This window comes from Desulfobotulus sapovorans DSM 2055 (assembly GCF_059569355.1).
The window spans coordinates 1-20,645 of the sequence record NZ_JCANVJ010000026.1 but is presented as its reverse complement, the minus strand read 5'-3'; the positions used below and the strand labels follow the sequence as shown (position 1 = coordinate 20,645).

Here is a 20,645-nt window from a genome sequence, read left to right as displayed (position 1 = left end):
CGGGGGTTTACCATTTTTTATTACCGGCCCTTAAAATAAGGATGGGTAAACCCAATGAACCGAAAAAAAATGGACACCCTTCCCCTGCGCCTGAGCAGAATAGTCTGCTGCCTTTTTTTTCTGTTGCTGCCCCTCCCCGCTGCTGCGGAGACCGGGGGACGTCATGCCTGGCTGCTGGAAAATCCGGACGGTAAGATCCTTGCTGCCCTGAACGCCGACGAAAACATGATCCCGGCTTCCATATTAAAAATTCTCACGTCCCTCTATGCTCTGGAAACCCTGGGGATCGAATACCGCATTGCCACTCCCTGGACTCTGGATGCGGAAGGCTGCCTGGTTTTTACGGCAAAGGCAGACCCCCTGCTGACCTCCATTCCCCTGAAGGCCATGGTTGCCCGGCTGGCGGATGAAATTCCCCACAGGAATTTTACGGGGTTTGTCGTGGATGTTTCCCGCTTTGAAAAAAAACTGCCTGTGGATGGCAGGTCTTCCAGCTCCCTGCGCAGTTACAATGCGCCCCTGAGTGCCTTTGCCGTAAACTTCAACTCTGTTTCCTTTAAAAATGAAAAGGGAAAACTCGTTTCCGGAGAAGAGGAAACCCCGCTTTTGCCCATGGTACTCGGCCCCATTCAGGCCTCCCGTATGGCTTCAGGACGTATCGCCCTGCCCGAGGAAGAAGATTTTCCCATGCACTACGCAGCGGCCCTCACCCGGCACTTTCTGGAAGAAGCAGGATTTTCTTTCAAAAAAAAGGATCATATCCTGCGAACAAGCCCTTCGGAAATTTCGGAAACCCTTCTGCTGGAAATCCCCTCTCCCTTCACCATCGGAGACATCGTGCATCAGCTCATGGCCTACTCCAACAATGTGGTGGCCAATCAGCTGCTTCTCTTCACCGTATCCCGGAACCGCAGCAGTCTGGAACCCGTAGGCCTGGAAGAAGCCCGTAAGGCTCTCTCTGCCTTTGCGGAAAAACATCTTAAAATCCGGAACCTGAACCTTGAGGAAGGCTCAGGGCTATCGCTGCGTAACGATATTTCTCCCCGGGATATGATGAAAATTCTTCATGCCTTTGCGCCCTATATGAGTCTCATGCGCAGGGAAAAAGAAGGCTGGTACAAAACCGGAACCCTTTCCCAGGTTCGTACACGGGCAGGATACCTCCAGGGTGCAGGAGGCTGGTATCCCTATGTGCTCATGACGGAAATGGAAAATGATATTTATCCCAAACATCTTGAATTTCTGAAAAAAATGGTAAAATCCCAGCACAGGTGACAGGCCTGCGCCCCTGATCCCAGAAAAGGGCTCGCCACACAACAACATCATACAGAGGTCTGACCGTGCCCCCTTCGGCCCGCAATACGTTTCTCCCTGCCACCCCTGAAGATATGGTTCTCAGGGGATGGGCAAACCTTGATGTCATCCTTATCACAGGAGATGCCTGCATTGATGCGCCTTCCATGGGCATTGCCATCATCGGACGGGTGCTGGAGGCCGCAGGCTTCCGGGTGGGAATCATCGCCCAGCCCGATCCTGAAAAGGCGGAAGACTTCACACGCTTAGGCCAGCCCCGGCTGTTCTGGGGAGTTTCCGCTGGCAGTGTGGACTCCATGGTGGCCAATTACACGGCCTCCAGAAAACGGAGGCAGTCTGACGACTATACCCCAGGCGGCATCAACAACCGCAGACCGGACAGGGCCTGTATTGTCTATGCCAACCGGATCCGCAGGTACGGCAAGGGAGAGGAAAAAAAGCCCATTCTTCTGGGGGGGATCGAAGCCAGTCTCCGCCGTGTCAGCCACTACGATTTCTGGGACAATAAAATCCGGCGTTCCATCCTCTTTGATGCCAAGGCAGACTACCTGCTTTACGGCATGGCGGAATCCAGTGTACTGGCCTTTGCCCATGCCCTTGCGGAAAACAAAGACCCTTCTGCCATCCGGGGTCTCTGCCACATCGGAAAGGACATTCCCGAAGGCTATCTGGAACTGCCCTCCTTTGAGGAGACGAGCATGGATAAAAATGCCTTTTTATCCATGTTTGCAAGCTTTTATGCCAATAACGACCCCCTCACGGCAAAGGGACTGGCTCAGGCCCACGGAGACCGTTTTCTCATCCAGAACCCGCCCTTTCCCTATACGGAGACCCCGGAACTGGATGCCCTCCATGCCCTGCCCTTCACCCGGGAGCTGCATCCTGAAGATGCGAAAAAAGGCCCTGTCCGGGCACTGGAAACCATCCGCCACAGCATCACCTCCCACTATGGCTGCTATGGAGAATGTAATTTCTGCGCCATTGCCGTGCATCAGGGCAGGACAGTACGCTCCCGCAGCGAAAACTCCCTTCTGGAAGAGGCAAAAAACCTCATCCGACGCAGGGATTTCAAGGGGATTCTTCCCGATGTTGGCGGGCCTACGGCCAATATGTATGGCTTTGAATGCCGCAAAAAGCTGAACAAGGGGCCGTGTACTGACCGGCGCTGCCTCTTCCCGGAAGTCTGCCCCGCCCTGAAGCCCGATCATGGTCCCCAGCGGCGGCTTCTCAAAAAAATCCGCAGCCTCGAAGGAGTACGCAAGGTCTTTGTGGCCTCCGGTGTACGCCATGATCTTCTGCTGGCGGATCAGAAGGAAGGCCCTGCATACTTAAAGGAGCTGGTGGCCCACCATGTGTCCGGCCAGATGAAACTTGCACCGGAGCATATCTCTCCCTCTGTCCTTAAGCATATGGGCAAGCCCGGCCCGGAAAGTCTTTTACGTTTCCGGGATCTTTTCTTTTCCCTGACCCGTGAAGCGGGAAAAGCCCAGTTTCTCACCTACTATTTCATAGCTGCCCACCCCGGCTGCACCCAGACCGACATGAAGGAACTGGCAGCCTTCTCCGAAAAAATGCTGAAAATCCATCCGGAACAGGTACAGATATTTACCCCCACCCCCTCCACCTGGTCGGCCGCCATGTACTGGACGGAAAGGGATCCCGTGACAGGTGCTCCCCTTTTTGTGGAAAAAGAAGAAGCTGGAAAAAAAAGACAAAAGGATGTACTTACGGGAGGTTCCAGAATCGCACCAGGCCCTTCCAGACCCCGAAGACCCCAGCCGGACGGGGGGAAAAAGCAGCGAAACAGATCCTAAGGCGTTTTCAGGAAAAAACGTATGACCCCAAAAAGCCTCCGCACCACCATACTGACACGCATGATGTACATAGCGGTCTTTTCCACGGGAATGCTCTTTTTTCTGTGGATGTCTGTGGCCTACCTCAGTTTTCTCAACGATGCGGAAAAGACCCGGGAGACCTATGAAAGCTCCCGGAAAGCCATGTTGCAGCGGGAGGTGCTGGCCCTTTCCGACTTTATCCATTCCAAAATCCGCAAAACAGATCAGATCCTCAGAACCAATGCACAGAAAAGGGTCAATGAGGCCCATGCCCTGGCCTCCCACCTCTTCCATACCTATCAGGGAATCCTGAAAAAAGAAGACATCGCCGCCATGATCCGGGAAGCCCTGCGCCCTCTGCGCTTTGATGACGGCCTTGGCTACTATTTCATCTTTGACATGGACGGAAAAGAAATCCTCTTTGCGGACAGACCTGAAATGGAGGGCCGGAACATGCTTTCCATTCAGGGGGCCAAAGGAGAGTATGTGGTACGGGACATGCTGGCCCTTGTCCGGGAAAAGGGGGAAGGCTTTTACACCTATACCTGGACACGACCGGGAAAAGCAGAAAAAGACTTTCAGAAAACGGCCTTTGTCCGTGCCTTTGAACCCTTGGGCTGGATCATCGGAACAGGCTCCTACCTCGAAGATGTTCGTCTGCGGCTTCAGGACGAGGTTCTTGCCCATATTGTGCCCCTCACCTTTGAAGAAGAAGGGTATTTTTTCGGCAGCATACAGGGCGGTGCCCCCCTCTTCACCAATGGGCAGATTACCCGTGGAGGCAAAAACCTTCTCGATCTCACGGATCCGGACGGCGTGCGTATCATTGAAGCGTATCAGGATGTGGCCATGCGGGAGGGCAGCGGCTTTGTCCGCTATGCCTGGAGAAAGCCCCACAGCACCAACCCATCGCCGAAGATCTCTTTTGTAACGGCCATTAACGAGTGGCACTGGATCGTGGGGGCAGGTGTCTATCTCGATACCATTGAGGAGGAAATCCGCAGAAAAAAAGAGACCCTCTTCCGGGAGCTGCTGCACAAGGCAGGATTCAGTTTTACCTTCCTGGCCCTCCTCTCCCTGCTGGCCTTTTTCTGGATCCGTAACCTTGTAAACGCTATCCAGAAAAGCTTTGACACCTTCATGGGCTTCTTCAAACGGGCGGCCTCGGAACAGACTCCCATGGAAACGGAAAATATCGGCTTTTCGGAACTGCGTCTTCTTGCCCTCAACATGAACAAAGTGCTGAAGGAAACCGCGTCCATCCGAAACGTCCTGAAAGATACGGAAGACCGCTACCGCCTCATCTTTGAACATTCTCCTCTGGGACTGGCCTATTTTGACCAAAGAGGGGTCATCATGGCCTGCAATGACAGATTTGTAGGCATTGCAGGTGCCTCCAGGGAAGTTCTTCAGGGACTCAACATGGCAAAGCTTCCGGATTCCCATGCCGCACTGGCCATCGGGATCGCTCTCAAAGGCAGTATCAGCTCCTATGAGGGGCTGTACACCGCAGTCACCTCCAACAAAAAGACCTGGCTGAGGGCCATCCTTGCTCCCGTCTTGAAGGACGGGAAGGTTCAGGGCGGTATCGGCATGTTTGAAGACATCTCAGAACGAAAAAAAACGGAAGAAGCTCTTCAGAAAAGTGAAGAAAAATATCACCTGATCTTTGATAACTCTCCCCTGGGACTACTGTATTTTGATGAGCAGGGAAAAATTCTCGACTGCAACGAAAACTTCGTTCAGCTCATCGGCTCCTCCCACCGTGTTCTTGTGGGGCTGAATATGCTCCTTCTTCCGGATCAGGAGGTGGTGACGGCCGTAAAAACAGCGCTTTCCGGTGAAAAGGGCCTGTATGAGGGGCTTTACACCTCCGTCACCGGCCACAAAACCACACCCATACGGGGCTTTTTTGCCCCAGCCATCAAAAATGGCAGTCTTCTTGGAGGTTTGGGGATCTTTGAGGACATCTCAGAACGCTGGTATGCGGAAAAGGAAAACAAAAAACTGGAAGCCCAGTTGCAGCAGGCCCAGAAAATGGAATCCGTGGGCCGTCTTGCAGGAGGTGTTGCCCATGATTTCAATAATATGCTGAGCATTGTTCTGGGTTATACGGAAATTGCCAAAGCCAGGGCAGAAAAGGGCCAGTCCGTTACCGAGGAACTGGAAGAAGTGCACAGGGCGGCCATGCGTTCCGCGAACCTGACCCGCCAGCTTCTGGCCTTTGCCAGAAAACAGACCATTTCCCCCGAGGTGCTGGATCTCAATGCCTCCCTCGAAGGCATGCTGCACATGATGCGCAGACTCATCGGAGAAAATATCGAGCTTGTGTGGAAACCGGGAAGCCCTCTCTGGACCGTCCGGATGGATCCTTCCCAGCTGGATCAGATCCTTGCCAATCTCTGCGTCAACGCCAGAGACGCCATCAGCGGTGTGGGGATGCTCACCGTGGAAACGGAAAATATCCGGCTGGAGGAGAGCTACTGTGACGGCCACCCCGGCTTTATCCCCGGAGAATTTGTAAAACTTTCCGTCAGTGACAATGGCTGCGGTATGGATGCGGACACCCTGGCCCATATCTTTGAGCCCTTTTTCACCACAAAATCCTTAGGCGAAGGTACAGGCCTGGGGCTTGCCACCATCTACGGCATTGTGAAACAGAACAACGGCTTCATCAATGTGTACACCGAGCCGGGGCGGGGCAGCACCTTTTCCGTCTATTTTCCAAAATTTGGGGAAAACGAAGAAAAACCCGCTGAGCAGACAGCCAGAATCCAGTCCCTCAAGGGAGGGCATGAAAGCATTCTGCTGGTGGAGGATGAGCCCGCCATTCTGGAAATCGCCCAGACCCTGCTGAAAGAGCTGGGGTACAAGGTACTGGCCTTCTCCCAGCCCCAGGAGGCTCTGGATGCCGTCAGCGGGCACAATGGCGACATTCACCTGCTTATCACCGATGTCATCATGCCTGGGATGAACGGCAGGGATCTTGCCGCACAACTGAAAGAACGCTTCCCTGATCTGCGTACCCTTTTCATGTCCGGATACACGGCCAATGTCATCGCCCGTCATGGTGTTCTGGAAGAGGATATGGCCTTCATCCAGAAACCCTTTCAGCTTAAAGCCTTTGCCGCCAGGGTAAGGGAAGCCCTCGGAGGGTAAAGGGTCTCAGACCATGCGATCCAGAAAAAAAAGAATCACCAGAAGCCCCAAGGTTCCAAACAGCAGCCATAGGGGCCCCAGTATCCAGAGAAGAAGGGGGACGGAAAGGTAGTAGCCCCGCATACCGATGAAGTAATGACGGCTGCCCCTTTCCATGATGGTGAGGATGAACTCCGGTGGAAAAGGAAGGTTTTCAAAACTTTTCAGCCCCACACCAAAACTTGCATGGTTATAGTAACGAATGCAGAGGGTAAAGTTGAAAAAAGCCACGAAAAAATTGGCGGAAATCAGCACAAGCTTGGCCAGAGCTGTGCTGCTGTCCGGGCTTCCTTTTCCCAGAACCACAAGGAAACCCGTATAAAATGACGGATTGGCCGCAAGACCCAGCACACCGAGGCTGATAAGGATGGCGGTGGAAGCCAGAAAACTTGAGGCCATGACCTGATTTCTTAAGGTGTGGACCCCCAGAAGATCCCGGCCTTCCTTGAGAATCTCCTGCACCCACTCCCTGCGGATGATGTGGGCCAGCCCCAGGGAGGTGGCAGCGGGATCTTTACGAATTTTCCAGGCAAGAAAAAGATGGTAAAAAAGGAGCAGCCCAAAGGCCCCAAGGCTCACAAGCCCATCCTGCATCAGCATCTCGCCTCCTTTTGACAGACATCATCAAAAAAAACGGCAATGAGGTTTTTTTCAAGGATTGACTTCAAATCTGCATGAAAGCATTTATCAATCATAGGATTGTTCGTTTGATAATGCACTTGAACAGATTTCCCTCACGGTCATCAATGAAGTCAATATCTGGATAGTTCTCCAGGGCACGCAAAATACCTGAGCCAAATCCACGATATGGTAATATCTGATAAGCAAAAGAAGCTAAAACAGGGTTGCGGGTATTCGAATTCCCAGCTTTAATATTGGCAACAGTAAGATTATTAGGCAAATGTCCCGGGCTTATAATTTCAATACGATCGGAGAATACGAATACCCGTACTGGTGCAAGAATAAAATAGTCACGATGAACCAAAGCATTTACAATGAGCTCTTCCAAAACTATTTTGGGAATCTCTGGTTTCCCTATACTGTTTATTCCCTGTTCACCCTGAATCTGCCTCGTGTTAGCGAGTATAAAGCCAACCGTCTGCTGGAAAATATCTGAAAGTTTTCCGGTGATGTCCCGGCTGTCAATATAGAACTCCGTAGTTATTGAGTTTCCCGGAAATGCTGCCGCTTTTACAATATAAGACGGCAGTCTGTTTGAAGGACTCTGAGCAAACAGCATTGCGCCTGTTATATTCAGATTACCGTTCATCCCCAGATTTAGATTACTTATGGTCTGTTCCAGAGGCAACAGCTGCTGCTCCAATGATTCTCCATATCTTTTCTGAAAAAATGAACTGAAGTATGGCATATCCAGATCCGCAACTGTCATACCCTGGGCAGGAATGATGTCCGCATGAACCATTCCTGATTCCTGAAATAAACGCTGAATTTCCTCCCGGGCTGTTGCCTTTCTCTTATCTGCACCACTCTTCACCCATATCGTTCCATTCTTGTCCTGATATGGCTTATTCATTCCCTTAGCTACATCTATGACAAGAATTCGTCCCTGTTCCAATGTCACTATTTCTGTCAGCGGGTTGATTGACGGTTTCACATTTTGACTGGCGACATTGGAAAGGAGCTGGTTGATTCTATGAATGTCTTCAGCATGTAGCCCTGTTATCGAACCCTCATCGCCGACACCAACAAAAATCCTGCCACCAAGTGTATTACTGAAAGCGATAAGTTCCTGAGCCAATGAATCAGCGTTATTGATGTCTTTCTTGAATTGATTTCGGCTGTCTTCACCCTGGGCAAGGATCTTTAATATCTCTACGATTTCCATATCTGGTAAATTTCCTTACGACGATCAAAGGCTTCTTTGCCACCTTCCATGATATTGATAATTGTATTCTGAGTATTTTGGTTATCAACACTGCCACTGCTAACCGTTATCTTATCATCCTTGAAAGAGCATGCATGCACAAACTCAGCATCGCCAAGCACTGGAATGTTAGGATTGTGCGTGGCAAAAATAAACTGAACTTCTGGCTTCATTTGCCGGATCAGTTTAATAACATCTTCGTAGATCGTCTGGTTATCGAGGTCATCTTCAGGCTGGTCAATGATGATGACATCATTTTCCTTTTGGCTGAGAATAAAAAGAATCAGTGCGGATGCGCGTTGACCCAATGAATGATGCTGAAGTTCTTTACCTCTGTAACAGATCGTAAACTTATTTGGAGTCTGATAGGTGAGCAATACCTTTAAGTTTTTCATAAAAAGCTCTGCGAACGTATGGGGATTGCTACCAAACAGCTTTTGTGCATTTTCAAAATCTTTGTATATTGCGATGAAGTCAACGTATTTCTTAATAATTCCATGGTATGTTGTTTCTCGAATTCCACTCCCTTTAAAGATGTCTTTCATGAAGGACAAAAACGATGATTTATCTTCTTTATACTCAGAAGTGATTGATATGGATGAACTGCCAGTCCCAACCTTGTCCAGTTCGTCCTTGATCAAAGTAAATTCCTCAAGCCATAGCGCGTTCAATTTCTGTAACTCAACAAACAGCTGATTTTGAAGTGAATTTTTCTGGCCAATCTGCTTTTCAAGTGCGGATATGAGCTGGGTTGCAGTGGTCAATTTCTTTTTCAGATTCAGAAACTCATCTGAGCTGATGTTTTGAGTACCGTTGCTTTTCAGTTCTGCCGCCAGTTTTCGTTCAATTTCAGCGAACTCTTCCACCATTCCTTTACGGATAGCAGTCAGCTCTGTCTGGGTGGCAGTCAATACCTGTTTTGCAGCTTTCTCGTTTGTCAGCCATGCCTTTGCCGTGTTAACAAAAGATATATAAAATTCATATTGCTGATAGAATTTCTTGAATAAATTCTCGTTGTGCCTGGACAGGTATCCACGGAAATTTCTGATGTCATCTTCATGCTGCGCGAGCAAACTCTCCAGGTCAGATACAAAATTTACAGTAAGCTGAACCCCTTTATGCATCATCCGAACGTCATTGTCGAAATCAAGACGCTTCTGAAGCTTTTCTTCCACACCATGTTCTCTGTAGAAATTCAGATGATGTTCAATATCTTGTTTAATATGCTTTTGCTCGTCAATCTGATCCTGGACATTGCTTACCTTCATCAGACGATCTACTGCGTCAACAACTATTTGTTTTTGCTGGCATATACCCATCCGAACATCATCTAGCTTTGAGCCAAGCAGCTTATCCACCAGATCTTTTTCAAAACCTTCCCCAGTACTGGATAAATCTTTTTGCCCAAAATAGATGGGCTTGCGCAAAACAGTTTCCCGAATCGACACCCCTGGTTGCAACTTGCCGTCACTCAATACCTCAGAACAGTTCTCTTTCCAGACTCTGCGTATGAGATAGGGCTGCCCGTAACGATCCATGGCCTCAATTTCTACCTTACCGCCGCTTCCAAGCGTAAACCCAACCAGATCCTGTTTATACTTTTGATCTCCGGCCTTTTCACCGAAAGGAATCTCCAGAGCATAGCGCAGCACCTCAAGTACAGAAGATTTTCCGCTGCCTCTGATACCGATAAGCGTATTCAGTTCGGGAGAAAAATGCAGTTCCTGGTCTTTCAGGGTACCACCCGTAAAGCGAACAGAGCGTATATGCGAGTGTTTATGCTCAACGGGTTCTACGGATACCCGGTTATTTCTGTCCATCAGAGCGAATTTAACGGCATCAAAGGAGAATGCGCCGAGCTTGAGGTAGCACGACTTTCCCTTGCCTATGTCAGCGATGGACTTACAGTCGGAACCTTCTACTTCGGCCGGATACCAACCACCAAGCAAGCTTTTTACTTTGGTTCTGCAAGCCTTATCGGATGTGTCGTGAGTTCTGACCTTCTGAAATCCAAGAGTCTTACGGCGTACCGTTTCATATCGCCTGTCTTTAAAATCACTGATTTTCCCACCGCCCATTTCAGTCCACAGGCCACTTTTTTGCTCAACATGAGCAAAAATCAAAAAGTAGTCACGGCCTGTTTTTTCCAACTCTTCAACAACCTGAAGTACATTCTTATCACTTCTGCCATTTTCATTTTGGTATTCCGATTCAGCTTTCCCAGGAAACATGGTTGTAATGAAAGGAGATATGTAGTCATTACCCCTTTCCAGCCATTGATCACTAAAGACAATCACGGTATGAACGCCGTTTGAACCATCATTTACGGACAATTCAACCCCCGGAAGCAGGCAGATTTCCTTTTTGGAAGCTGTCTTCTTCAGGGCCTTGAATTCAGAAGCATCAAACTTGTTATGGTTGGCAATTATGCCGAGTCTGATCTTTGCCTTTTCCAAGCCATCGACATAGTGTGAGAAATAGAAATCTTCGCCGTCAGAATACCTGAATTCCTTATCCGCCCTGGTGTGAAGATGAAAATCAGCCCTGAGCCACGTGGCCCCAGAACGGAAAACTTCATATTCTTTTTGTTCTGTTGGCATATTCGCTCTCCCTGGCCGTCCGCGTTGAGGTAGTTTTTGAACTGGCCTGCATTGAGAACCTCGCAAGGAATCAATCCGGTAAGTGTAGAGACATAGCCCACACTGCCAAAAAGATCTCTCACAATACTTCAAAGAGGCCAATGACTCAAAAATACCCACGCCATAGATCACTTTGCAGGACTGCCTGCCGGGCAGGCCCCAGGGCCTGCCCTTTCACGGTCTATGCGCCCTGCTGAACCCGGTCGAGAAGGGTTTTTAAAGCCGCATCCAGATTCTCGGGCTGGGTTCCCCCCGCCTGAGCCATGTCCGGACGACCGCCGCCCCCGCCGCCCACCACCTTGGCCGCAGCCTTGACGATTTCCCCCGCATGGAAACGCCCCACCAGATCCTTGCTCACCACAGAGATAAGCAGCACCTTGCCTTCGGATTCCGTACCCAGCAGCACAAGGCCGGAGCCGAGTTTGTCCTTCATACGGTCAGCAAGGTCCCTTAGGGAAGCGGGATTGTCCACCATCACCTTTTTGGCCAGCACCTTGACCCCCTGAATCTCCACCACCCCTTCGGTGATGTCCCCGGCGCTCATTTCCGCCATCCTGTTCTTCAGGGATTCAATGGTTTTTTCCTGGGTTCGCAGATCGCCAAGCAGACGTTCCACCCGGCTCACCAGGGTGTCGGGCTTGTCCTTGAGAAGCCCGGCCACCTGCTGGAGAATACGGCTGCGCTCCTGCATGAAGCCAAGGGCCGCCTGACCGGTAAGGGCCTCGATGCGGCGCACACCTGCCGCAACACTGCCCTCGGAGACAAGAACAAAAAGACCGATGTCACCGGTATAGGCCGTGTGGGTGCCGCCGCAGAACTCCTTGCTGAAGGAGGAAAGGGTGATGACCCGCACCTCGTCTCCGTACTTTTCCTCAAAAAGAGCCGTAGCCCCGGTTTTGAAGGCAGCTTCCGCACTCATGGTTTCCGAACTGACGGGCACGTTCTCCCGGATCTTGTCATTCACCCAGCTTTCCACGGCATTGAGGCTGTCCCTGTCTATGCCGGAAAAATGGGTGAAGTCGAAGCGAAGCCGCTCCGCGCTCACCATGGAGCCGGACTGCTTCACATGATCCCCCACCACCTCCCTCAGGGCCGCGTGCAGCAGATGGGTCGCGGTATGGTTCCTCGCCGTATCCGCTCTGCGGGCCGCATTCACGAGAAGCTGCACCGTATCCCCCTTGCCGGGGCTTCCGGAGAGAAGTTTTCCCTTATGAATGAAAAGCCCCGTGGGATCTTTTACGGTTTCAAGGACTTCCATCTCAAAATTCTGGCTGCGGATAAAACCCGTATCGCCCACCTGACCACCGGATTCGGCGTAAAAGGACGTTCTGTCCGTGACAAGCTCCAGAGCACCAGCCCCTTCCACCCGGTCGCAGGCCTTGCCCTCCCGCACAAGAAGCAGCACCTTCCCCTTATCTTCGGTCTGCTCATAGCCCGTAAAGACCGTCTGCACCCCGGCACTGGTGAGGGAGAGGTAGGCCTCGCCCATGGCGTCAAACTTCACCTTGCTGCGGCTCATTTCCCGCCGTTCGGCCATGGCGGTTTCAAACCCTTTGATATCGAGAACGATATCACTGCCCTTGGTCACATCCCTTAAAATATCCACAGGAAAACCATAGGTATCGTACAACCGGAAGATCACATCGCCGGGGATTTCCCGGCTGCCTCTCGCTGCCAGGCCTTCGAGGGTTTCCTCAAGGAGTTTAAGACCGTTGTCCAGGGTTTCGGAGAACCGGATTTCCTCGTTTTCAATAACATTGGTGATGAAGCTTTCCTGGCTTTTCAGCTCCGGATAGGCGCTTTCCATAATCTCAAAAACCACCCGCACCGTATCTTTCAGAAAAGGACGGGTCAGACCGATGTTCCGGCCATAGCGGATGGCCCGGCGCAGGATGCGGCGCAGCACATAGCCCCGGCCCTCGTTGGAGGGAAGCACCCCGTCCCCCACGAGAAAGGCTGCGGCCCGGCTGTGGTCGGCGATGACCTTCATGGCCACATCGGATTCGGGGCTTTGTCCGAGGGGTTTTCCCGACATGGTCGCCACCTTTTCCATGATGGGCCGGAAAAGATCGGTATCGTAGTTGGTACTGACCCCCTGAATCACCGAGGCGATGCGTTCAAGGCCCATACCTGTGTCGATGCTGGGCTTGGGCAGCGGCGTGAGGGTACCGTCCTGGGAGCGGTTGAACTGCATGAAAACGAGGTTCCAGATCTCAAGGAAGCGGTCACAGTCGCAGTCCACACCGCAGTCCGGATTGTTGAGACTGCAGGGAATCCCCCGGTCGATGTGGATTTCGGAACAGGGACCGCAGGGGCCGGTATCGCCCATGGCCCAGAAATTGTCCTTTTCCCCGAGGCGCACAATGCGCTCCTTGGGAACCCCGATTTTCCTGTTCCAGATTTCAAAGGCCTCGTCATCGTCCAGGAAAATGGAGACCCAGAGCTTGTCTGCGGGCAGACCGTAGCCCCTGGTGAGCAGATCCCAGGCAAAATGGATGGCCTCGTCCTTGAAATAATCCCCGAAGCTGAAGTTACCCAGCATTTCAAAGAAGGTGTGGTGCCGCGCCGTATAGCCCACGTTCTCCAGGTCGTTGTGCTTGCCGCCCGCACGCACGCACTTCTGGGAGGTGGTGGCCGTCACATAATCCCGCTTTTCCTCGCCAATGAAAACGCGCTTGAACTGCACCATGCCTGCATTGGTAAAGAGCAGGGTGGGGTCATCGGAGGGCACGAGGGAGGAGCTGCGCACCAGACGATGCCCGTGTTTTTTAAAGTATTCCAGAAAGGTCTGCCGGATCTCGCTTCCCGTCATCATAATCGCTTCATTTCTCCTGCGTGTAAAAGTCGCTATGGCTGACCGGAAACAGGCGGCAGCGTATCTTCCGCCCCGCCTGCTTCCAGATCGTTTATTTCAAACTGGCGGCCAAAAACAACCTTGGCCTGCCGACGTCCTGTTCTGCCCCGTTCTCATCCTGACCTACTGATCATCAAAGCTTTCGAGGGGCGGGGTTTCATCCTCGAACATGGAAGGGGTTTCCCCCTTTTTTTCCCTGGGTGCACGGACAGGCTTTTCCGCCTTTGTCACCACCTTCTCCGTCTTTTCCGCAACTGGTGGGGCCGCGATACCAAGGCTTTCCCTGACCTTCATATACAGGGTGGCAAAAAGCGCCTCGTTTTCCTTGAGATACTTTTTCACATTCTCCCGGCCCTGCCCGATGCGTTCGCCCTCATAGGCATACCAGGCCCCGCTTTTTTCGATAATCCCCGCTTCCACCCCAAGATCCAGAAGATCCCCGATCCTGGAAATGCCCTCTCCATACATGAGGTCGAATTCCGCTTCCTTGAAGGGAGGAGCCAGTTTGTTCTTCACCACCTTGACCCGGGTGCGATTGCCCATCACATCCTGACCTTCCTTGATGGCTGCGGCCCTGCGGACATCGAGACGCACGGAGGCGTAAAATTTAAGGGCATTGCCGCCGGTGGTGGTTTCCGGATTGCCGAAGACCACCCCAAGCTTCATGCGGATCTGGTTGATGAAGATCACCGTGGTCATGGTTTTGCCGATGGTGGCCGTAAGCTTGCGCAGGGCCTGACTCATGAGACGGGCCTGAAGCCCCATGTGGGCATCTCCCATTTCTCCCTCAATTTCCGCACGGGGTACAAGGGCGGCCACGGAATCAATGACGAGAATATCCACAGCCCCGCTGCGCACCAGCATGTCGGCAATTTCAAGGGCCTGCTCTCCGGTATCCGGCTGAGAGACCAGCAGTTCATCCACATTGACTCCGAGCCTTCGGGCATAGGCGGTGTCCAGGGCGTGTTCTGCATCAATAAAAGCCGCAATGCCGCCAGCACTCTGACATTCGGCCACAGCGTGCAGAGCCAGGGTGGTCTTCCCCGAAGATTCAGGCCCGTATATTTCGATGACCCGTCCTTTAGGCAGTCCCCCGATACCCAAAGCCCGATCCAGGGCCAGAGAACCGGTGGAAATGGTCGGAACAGCGATCACTTCCTTGCTGCCCAGCCGCATGATGGCCCCTTTACCGAACTGGCGTTCTATCTGCCCCATGGCCGATTCAATGGCCTTTCCCTTGTCCCCTGCAATGCTCATGCAGCCTCCCTTATTCCGGAATATCTGTAATGATGAAATCAAAACCATTTAAAAAACTGAAAGCAGGTTCCATAAAATTTTCAACGGATTTTCTTTCATACGTTCCGGATGCTCTCCGGATCAAGGGCCATACATAGCCTTTTCCAGAACGAAAGAAAACCATAATAGATACTCTTCCCGCCATACCTGGGTACCTGCATCTTTCAGGATGCACCCCCTTTTCGGAAAACTGCATCCTGAAAGATGCAGACACCCCCCGCCTGTAGCAGCAGGATATATAAACATCTTAAAACAATACAATTTTTTAAAAATAAAATTTAAAAAGCCTTGGTACCTATCTTGCTAACTTCTGAACGGATTACCGATCCATCACGCTGTTCCGTGATGAATTGATCCGGAAAGCCTCCATGTGTCGAAAAAAACGTACCCGAATATGCCCTCCCCAGTAGAAGCCCGGGGCCGGGCAGGCGGATCCTGTTGATTCATGGAAACAATACCCAAAAACCCTTTGATCAAGGAGTTAAACATGTCCGTAAAAAGCCAGCAACCGGAAATCGTTGTCGATCAGGCTAGATGGGAATGGTCTGAACTGTACAAAAAAGAAGACTGGTGGGCCATCTGGCTGGGTTTCCTTATTCTGATCATAGGACTCATTATTTTTCTTCCCCGTCCTCCGGCAGACATGGATAAAAAAATCCAGCAATCCCAAGCCATCATGAAAGCGGAACAGGATAAAGCCCCCTTTCATACCGTAGAATGGCACAAGGCCAATGACACCTTCTCCGGTCTTCGCGCCCGCAATGAACCTGTTGGCAAACTCCTCAGCAAATGGCTGGCCACGCCTTCCAAATGGTCTTCCAGCCCCATGGAATCTCTGATTCTTACGGAGTCTCAAGCCGCAAAAATCCGTGAAGATGCCAAAGAGGGCTATGCGAGAGCCCAGGAAAAAACCAAAGCCGCCATGGCCCAGGCAGAACTGGATCAGGCCGCAGCGGCAAATGCAGGATTTCAGGATGAAACCCTGAATCAAAAGGCCGAAAATGCCATTGCGCAGTGGCGCTCCGCCAAAAATGCGGAAAGCAAAGCCAAAGCCAAGGCTGGAACCCAGGCCTACAACAAAATTCCCTACCTCATCGGCATCTGCCTGGTCTTCATGCTCTTTTTCGCCGCAGCCACAACGGTGATGTCTATCAACACGGTCAACTTCATCAAAGGCTTTGGCTTTGTCTTTCTTCTGGCCGTGGTATCCGAAATCATTGGCGGCAACAAAACCCTCAGTGAGTGGGGTTTTGGCTCCCTGATCTGGGCCATTCTGGGAGGCATGCTCATTGCCAATACCGTAGGAACTCCCCAGTTTATCAAGGATGCAGCCCAGACCGAATACTTCATCAAAACCGGCCTTGTCCTCCTCGGTGCAGAAATTCTCTTTGGTAAAATTCTGGCCATTGGCCTTCCCGGTATCTTTGTGGCCTGGGTGGTGACCCCCATCGTTCTCGTTACCACCTACGCCTTCGGCCAGAAAGTGCTGAAGATGGAGTCCAAAACCCTGAACATCACCGTATCGGCCGATATGTGCGTGTGCGGGGTTTCAGCGGCCATTGCCACAGCCGCAGCCTGCCGGGCCACCAAGGAAGAACTGACCATTTCCATCGGCATGTCCATGCTCTTTACGGCCATCATGATGATTGCCCTCCCCACCTTTATTGTCTCCATGGGGATGCATCCCGTACTGGGAGGGGCATGGATCGGCGGCACCATCGACTCCACCGGAGCGGTTGTGGCGGCAGGTGCCTTTTTAGGTGAAACGGGCATGTTCGTGGCTGCCACCATCAAGATGATTCAGAACATCATGATTGGTGTCATTGCCTTTGGCGTGGCGGTTTACTGGTGCGCCAAAGTGGACTGTGTGGCAGGTCAGACCGTAAGGAAAATGGAAATCTGGTACCGTTTTCCCAAATTTGTTCTGGGCTTCATCGCCGCTTCCGTCGTCTTCTCCATTCTCATCGAAGCCATGGGCGGACGCGGGGACGTCATGCTGGATCAGGGGGTTCTGAGGGGCTTCAGCCGTCCCTGTCGTGAGTGGTTCTTTATTCTGGCCTTTGCCTCCATCGGACTTACATCCAACTTCAGAGAAATGGCAAAACACTTTAAGGGCGGTAAACCGGTAATCCTCTATGTGACAGGCCAGAGCTTTAACCTGATTCTGACCCTGCTCATGGCCTATGTGATGTTCTTTCTGGTATTCCCCGATATCACGGCTTCTCTCTGATACGATGCGGGATAAAAACGGCTTCAGCATATGGAGGCCGTCTACCTGATTTCCCCACTCCCCGGTACTCCCCTGAGGGGGATGCCGGGGATCTCCCGGGTTCCGAAAGCTCGAAAGGTAAAATCATGGCTGAAAACAGGCTCAATCCGGCAAAAAATATCTGGAAACTTCTGGCAGGACTTTTGGGCCTGTGGCTTCTTGCGGCCTTTCTTCTGCCCTGGTTGCAGACCCTGCCTGCCATCCGACCCGTAATGGACATTATCAGCGCGGCAGATCTGGATGCCAACCAGTACTTTTACACCCAGTCCGAGGAAACCTTCATGGCGCAGTCCTATGTCCGGGACAGTCTGGAAAGGGCAACCCGATAAAGTTCCCTCCCCAAAAACCAAACGCCCTCCGGGAAATTTTCTCCCTTGAGGGCGCTTTCAGGCTCATGCATCGCATCAAAAAACAGCTTTTACATCCTCTTCCCGAAGCTGATCCACAATTTTTTCCATCTTCACAGCCACCTCCCGGGCTGTCTCGCTGGTCTCAAAGACACGGGTCACATAGCGGGTCACTTCTTTTTCCGCCTTTCCCAGCGCATTGAGAAAAATTCTGTATTTTCCAGCCTCACCATAGGCTTCCTTTACCAGCTCCTTCCAGGTCTTACCACGAGTTCTCAGCAAGCCCTGATAATGGTGAAAAAGCAGACGGATTTCTCCCAGCTGCTTTTCACAGACCTTTGCATTCTTTTCATCTCCAGGCTCCAGGGAAGGAAAGCAGGTTTCAAGGTCAATGCAGATCCCCCTCCCCTCTTCCACAGCATTCAAAGCCAAATTCAGGGCCTTTATCTTGATTTGGATGTAATAATCCGCAAAGCCATGGATACTTTTCTTATACCGTTGGATATTAAAGGCATGGTGGACAAAAAGAACGGGCAGAAAAATCATCCATACCGAGGTTTCCGGCTTGGAAATCACCTGTTTGGCCAGGGCATAGGCCATTTGTCTTTCCTTGCTGAGAATCGTTTCGTATTTTTCATGAAAAGAAACGGTCAAGGCATTGCTCCTCTTTGGAAAAGCTCTTGCAGTTTCAGGAAACGCCCATACCCATCCAGGAAAAAGAAGTCAGAAGGGTCAGGCAGAGGTGGGCACAAAAACCTGCGGCCACATCATCCAGCATGATCCCGGCACCTCCGGGAACTTCCCTGTCAAAAAAGGAAACGGGCCAGGGTTTTACAATATCAAAAAGACGAAAAAGCAGAAAACCAAGCACCAGGGTAGGGAGGGATAAAGGAAAAAGCATCAGGGTTACGGCAAGCCCCACCCCCTCGTCCAGAACCACAGAAGAAGGATCCTTTTCTCCCAGACGCCGGGCTGCGGCATCACAGATGAGAATACCCATCAGGATGGAACCCAGAACCACCACCACCTGTATTCTGGCAGGAATAAGCAGAAGCAGGGCACAGAAGGGAAGCCCCGCCAGAGTTCCCAACGTGCCGGGAGCTTTCGAAGCATTTCCCGTGCCAGCCATGGTCGCCAGAAAGAGAACAGGATCTTTTGGAAAGGAAATCACAGCCCCTCCTTTCTTCCAGTCTGTCCATGCTCCCGGATAATTTCCACAAAAAGCGTTGCACAATCCACCATGTCCGCCAGAGCCACATGTTCCCGCACCGTATGCACTTCCCGCATACCGGTACCGATAGCACAGGCATCAATACCATGGTTGAAAAAAATATTGGCGTCCGATCCACCACCAACAGAACGGGTGGTTATAACCCGGCCAAGGGCCTCTCCTGCTTTTTTGGCAAGACTCACCACTGGTGCATCCTCGGGGATGCAGGTATGGGGAAAATCCTCTTCCACATGCACCTCAAGGCGGGGAAAGGCAATTCCCTCCCCGCCTCCGGCCTCTGCTACTGCATTTTCAAAGGCTGCAACCATTTCACCCGTCAGTTTTTTCAGTTTTTCGGGGTTATGGCTGCGGGCTTCGGCCAGTACGGTGACCGAACCCGGCACAATGTTGGTAGCCACTCCGCCTTCAATCCTTCCAATATTGCAGGTGGTTTCCGAATCAATCCGGCCATCTGGACAACGGGCCATCGCCTTTGCCGCCAGCACGATGGCATTGATCCCCTTTTCCGGCTCCGCTCCTGCATGGGATTCCTTGCCATGAACAACAAAGGTGAAACGATTGGCCGCAGGCGCACGGGTCACCACCGCGTGAACATCCCAGGCATCCAGCACATAGCCGAAACGGGATTTCAAACGGTTTTTATCGAGATGCTTGGCACCGAGAAGACCAATCTCCTCACAGACGGAAAACACCACTTCCACAGGCCCATGGGCAATATCCGTCTCCTTGAGGGTACGCAGCACCTCCAGAATAATGGCAATGCCGGACTTATCGTCAGAACCGAGAATGGTATCCCCGCTGCTCCGGAAAATACCGTCTTCAAACACAGGCCGTATCCCCCGACCCGGCTCCACCGTATCCATATGGGCAGAGAGAAGCAGCGGAGCCACATCCACCTTTCCCGGAAACCAGGCAATCAGGTTGCCCACTGTCCCACCGACACTCTCATCTGCCTTGTCAAAGGCCACCTCGGCCCCAAGATCCAGAAGCTGGTTTTTGAGAAAATCTGCAATCTCCTGTTCCTCACGGGAAGGAGAATCGATACGAACCAGTTGCAAAAAAGTATCACTGAGGCGCTGGGGCTGAACCATGAAAGCTCTCCGGTGCAAGGGTAAAGGGGCATACCGCAAAAGCGGTTGACAAAAATGCCTTTTTCTATATCATCCCTTCTCGTATTTCGGAAGTGCGCAGCTTACTGGTGAGGCTCCCGGACTTCAAATCCGGTGTGGGGCGCTAAAAACGTCCCGGGTGGGTTCGATTCCCATGCACTTCCGCCACAAAACAGTTAAGGCCTCCTTCGGGGGGCCTTTTTTGTTGCTTCCGGCTCAGTATTGACGCGGCTTTTGGGCTATTTTTAGCAATATTTGAGGTGATAACCGAAAAGGGCAAAAACCCCGAAAAAAGCCTTGTGGAAAATGGTTTTTAGTGGCTAGGGTGTGTCATCAATTGTGCGGCTGAGAATTTTCCGGATTCACAATGAGGTGGTTTTGTGCTTTTCTGTTGATGGGCTGTGGGAGGACCCTTCAATGATAAGACGTTATGGATTAAGAGATGATCAGTGGGATCGGATCAGGGATTTGCTTCCAGGCCGGGAAGGCCATGTCGGGTGTACGGCCAGGGATAATCGCTTGTTTGTGGAGGCGGTTCTTTACCGGTACCGCGCGGGCATCCCGTGGCGGGACCTTCCGGAGCGATTCGGTGACTTCCGCGTAATTCATACCCGTCATATGCGCTGGAGCCGAAGCGGAGTATGGAAAAAGGTTTTCGAGCATCTGGC

Annotated in this window: 14 protein-coding genes and 1 tRNA gene; 7 read left to right on the top strand and 8 right to left on the bottom strand. The window is 51.7% G+C overall.

Annotation, left to right across the window (positions count from 1 at the left end):
- Positions 1–54: 54 nt before the first annotated feature.
- From BR04_RS14295 to BR04_RS14285, 3 genes are all read left to right on the top strand, one after another.
- The gene (locus BR04_RS14295) at positions 55–1,275 is read left to right on the top strand and encodes a D-alanyl-D-alanine carboxypeptidase (RefSeq protein WP_496356703.1); all 1,221 of its coding nucleotides are present in this window, start codon (positions 55–57) and stop codon (positions 1,273–1,275) included.
- Between the two features lie 65 nt (positions 1,276–1,340).
- Positions 1,341–3,128 carry a YgiQ family radical SAM protein gene (locus BR04_RS14290; protein WP_496356702.1) on the top strand — a complete coding sequence of 596 codons (1,788 nt, stop codon included), beginning with the start codon at positions 1,341–1,343 and terminating at the stop codon, positions 3,126–3,128.
- 21 nt (positions 3,129–3,149) lie between these two features.
- The gene (locus BR04_RS14285) at positions 3,150–6,308 is read left to right on the top strand and encodes a cache domain-containing protein (protein ID WP_496356701.1); all 3,159 of its coding nucleotides are present in this window, start codon (positions 3,150–3,152) and stop codon (positions 6,306–6,308) included.
- Positions 6,309–6,314: 6 nt separating this feature from the next.
- Here BR04_RS14285 and BR04_RS14280 read toward each other — a convergent pair whose 3' ends face one another.
- The 5 genes from BR04_RS14280 to recA all read right to left on the bottom strand — a co-directional run bounded on the left by BR04_RS14280 (position 6,315) and on the right by recA (position 14,982).
- A complete protein-coding gene (locus tag BR04_RS14280) occupies positions 6,315–6,947 on the bottom strand; it encodes a DUF599 domain-containing protein (protein WP_496356700.1) in 633 nt (210 codons plus the stop codon).
- Positions 6,948–7,038: 91 nt separating this feature from the next.
- The gene (locus tag BR04_RS14275) at positions 7,039–8,193 is read right to left on the bottom strand and encodes an RNA/DNA-binding domain-containing protein (RefSeq protein WP_496356699.1); all 1,155 of its coding nucleotides are present in this window, start codon (positions 8,191–8,193) and stop codon (positions 7,039–7,041) included.
- The gene (locus BR04_RS14270) at positions 8,181–10,832 is read right to left on the bottom strand and encodes a TrlF family AAA-like ATPase (protein WP_496356698.1); all 2,652 of its coding nucleotides are present in this window, start codon (positions 10,830–10,832) and stop codon (positions 8,181–8,183) included. The genes BR04_RS14275 and BR04_RS14270 overlap by 13 nt, the downstream gene beginning before the upstream one ends.
- Before the next feature lie 220 nt (positions 10,833–11,052).
- Positions 11,053–13,683, bottom strand: coding sequence for an alanine--tRNA ligase (gene alaS / locus BR04_RS14265; protein WP_496356731.1), 2,631 nt, complete (start codon positions 13,681–13,683; stop codon positions 11,053–11,055).
- Positions 13,684–13,848: 165 nt separating this feature from the next.
- Positions 13,849–14,982 (bottom strand): recombinase RecA, encoded by a 1,134-nt coding sequence (gene recA, locus BR04_RS14260; protein WP_496356697.1) that lies wholly within the window; start codon positions 14,980–14,982, stop codon positions 13,849–13,851.
- 526 nt (positions 14,983–15,508) lie between these two features.
- On the opposite strand from recA, the gene BR04_RS14255 reads away from it, so the two are divergent.
- The gene (locus BR04_RS14255; RefSeq protein WP_496356696.1) at positions 15,509–17,251 is read left to right on the top strand and encodes a YeiH family protein; all 1,743 of its coding nucleotides are present in this window, start codon (positions 15,509–15,511) and stop codon (positions 17,249–17,251) included.
- Between the two features lie 125 nt (positions 17,252–17,376).
- Positions 17,377–17,619 carry a hypothetical protein gene (locus BR04_RS14250; RefSeq protein ID WP_496356695.1) on the top strand — a complete coding sequence of 81 codons (243 nt, stop codon included), beginning with the start codon at positions 17,377–17,379 and terminating at the stop codon, positions 17,617–17,619.
- Positions 17,620–17,694: 75 nt separating this feature from the next.
- Here BR04_RS14250 and BR04_RS14245 read toward each other — a convergent pair whose 3' ends face one another.
- The 3 genes from BR04_RS14245 to BR04_RS14235 are packed head-to-tail and all read right to left on the bottom strand — an operon-like array spanning position 17,695 to position 19,959.
- Positions 17,695–18,291, bottom strand: coding sequence for an NF038143 family protein (locus tag BR04_RS14245; protein WP_496356694.1), 597 nt, complete (start codon positions 18,289–18,291; stop codon positions 17,695–17,697).
- A gap of 34 nt (positions 18,292–18,325) precedes the next feature.
- Positions 18,326–18,808, bottom strand: a complete 483-nt coding sequence (locus BR04_RS14240; RefSeq protein ID WP_496356693.1) for a phosphatidylglycerophosphatase A family protein — start codon at positions 18,806–18,808, stop codon at positions 18,326–18,328.
- Positions 18,805–19,959, bottom strand: coding sequence for a M20/M25/M40 family metallo-hydrolase (locus tag BR04_RS14235; RefSeq protein WP_496356692.1), 1,155 nt, complete (start codon positions 19,957–19,959; stop codon positions 18,805–18,807). Before BR04_RS14235 ends, BR04_RS14240 begins: the two co-directional genes overlap by 4 nt.
- 88 nt (positions 19,960–20,047) lie before the next feature.
- Between BR04_RS14235 and BR04_RS14230 the strand changes: the two genes are divergently transcribed.
- Positions 20,048–20,145 (top strand) — tRNA-Sec (locus BR04_RS14230).
- 252 nt (positions 20,146–20,397) lie between these two features.
- The coding region (locus BR04_RS14225) for a transposase (protein ID WP_496356691.1) at positions 20,398–20,645 on the top strand (248 nt) is incomplete at its 3' end.

Bases quoted from the DNA above. Each gene is read 5' to 3' on its own strand.
- BR04_RS14285 (WP_496356701.1), top strand. From the start codon at position 3,150: ATGACCCCAAAAAGCCTCCGCACCACCATACTGACACGCATGATGTAC.
- BR04_RS14250 (WP_496356695.1), top strand. From the start codon at position 17,377: ATGGCTGAAAACAGGCTCAATCCGGCAAAAAATATCTGGAAACTTCTG.
- recA (WP_496356697.1), bottom strand. From the start codon at position 14,982: ATGAGCATTGCAGGGGACAAGGGAAAGGCCATTGAATCGGCCATGGGG.
- BR04_RS14255 (WP_496356696.1), top strand. From the start codon at position 15,509: ATGTCCGTAAAAAGCCAGCAACCGGAAATCGTTGTCGATCAGGCTAGA.
- BR04_RS14295 (WP_496356703.1), top strand. From the start codon at position 55: ATGAACCGAAAAAAAATGGACACCCTTCCCCTGCGCCTGAGCAGAATA.
- alaS (WP_496356731.1), bottom strand. From the start codon at position 13,683: ATGACGGGAAGCGAGATCCGGCAGACCTTTCTGGAATACTTTAAAAAA.
- BR04_RS14235 (WP_496356692.1), bottom strand. From the start codon at position 19,959: ATGGTTCAGCCCCAGCGCCTCAGTGATACTTTTTTGCAACTGGTTCGT.
- BR04_RS14275 (WP_496356699.1), bottom strand. From the start codon at position 8,193: ATGGAAATCGTAGAGATATTAAAGATCCTTGCCCAGGGTGAAGACAGC.
- BR04_RS14270 (WP_496356698.1), bottom strand. From the start codon at position 10,832: ATGCCAACAGAACAAAAAGAATATGAAGTTTTCCGTTCTGGGGCCACG.
- BR04_RS14280 (WP_496356700.1), bottom strand. From the start codon at position 6,947: ATGCTGATGCAGGATGGGCTTGTGAGCCTTGGGGCCTTTGGGCTGCTC.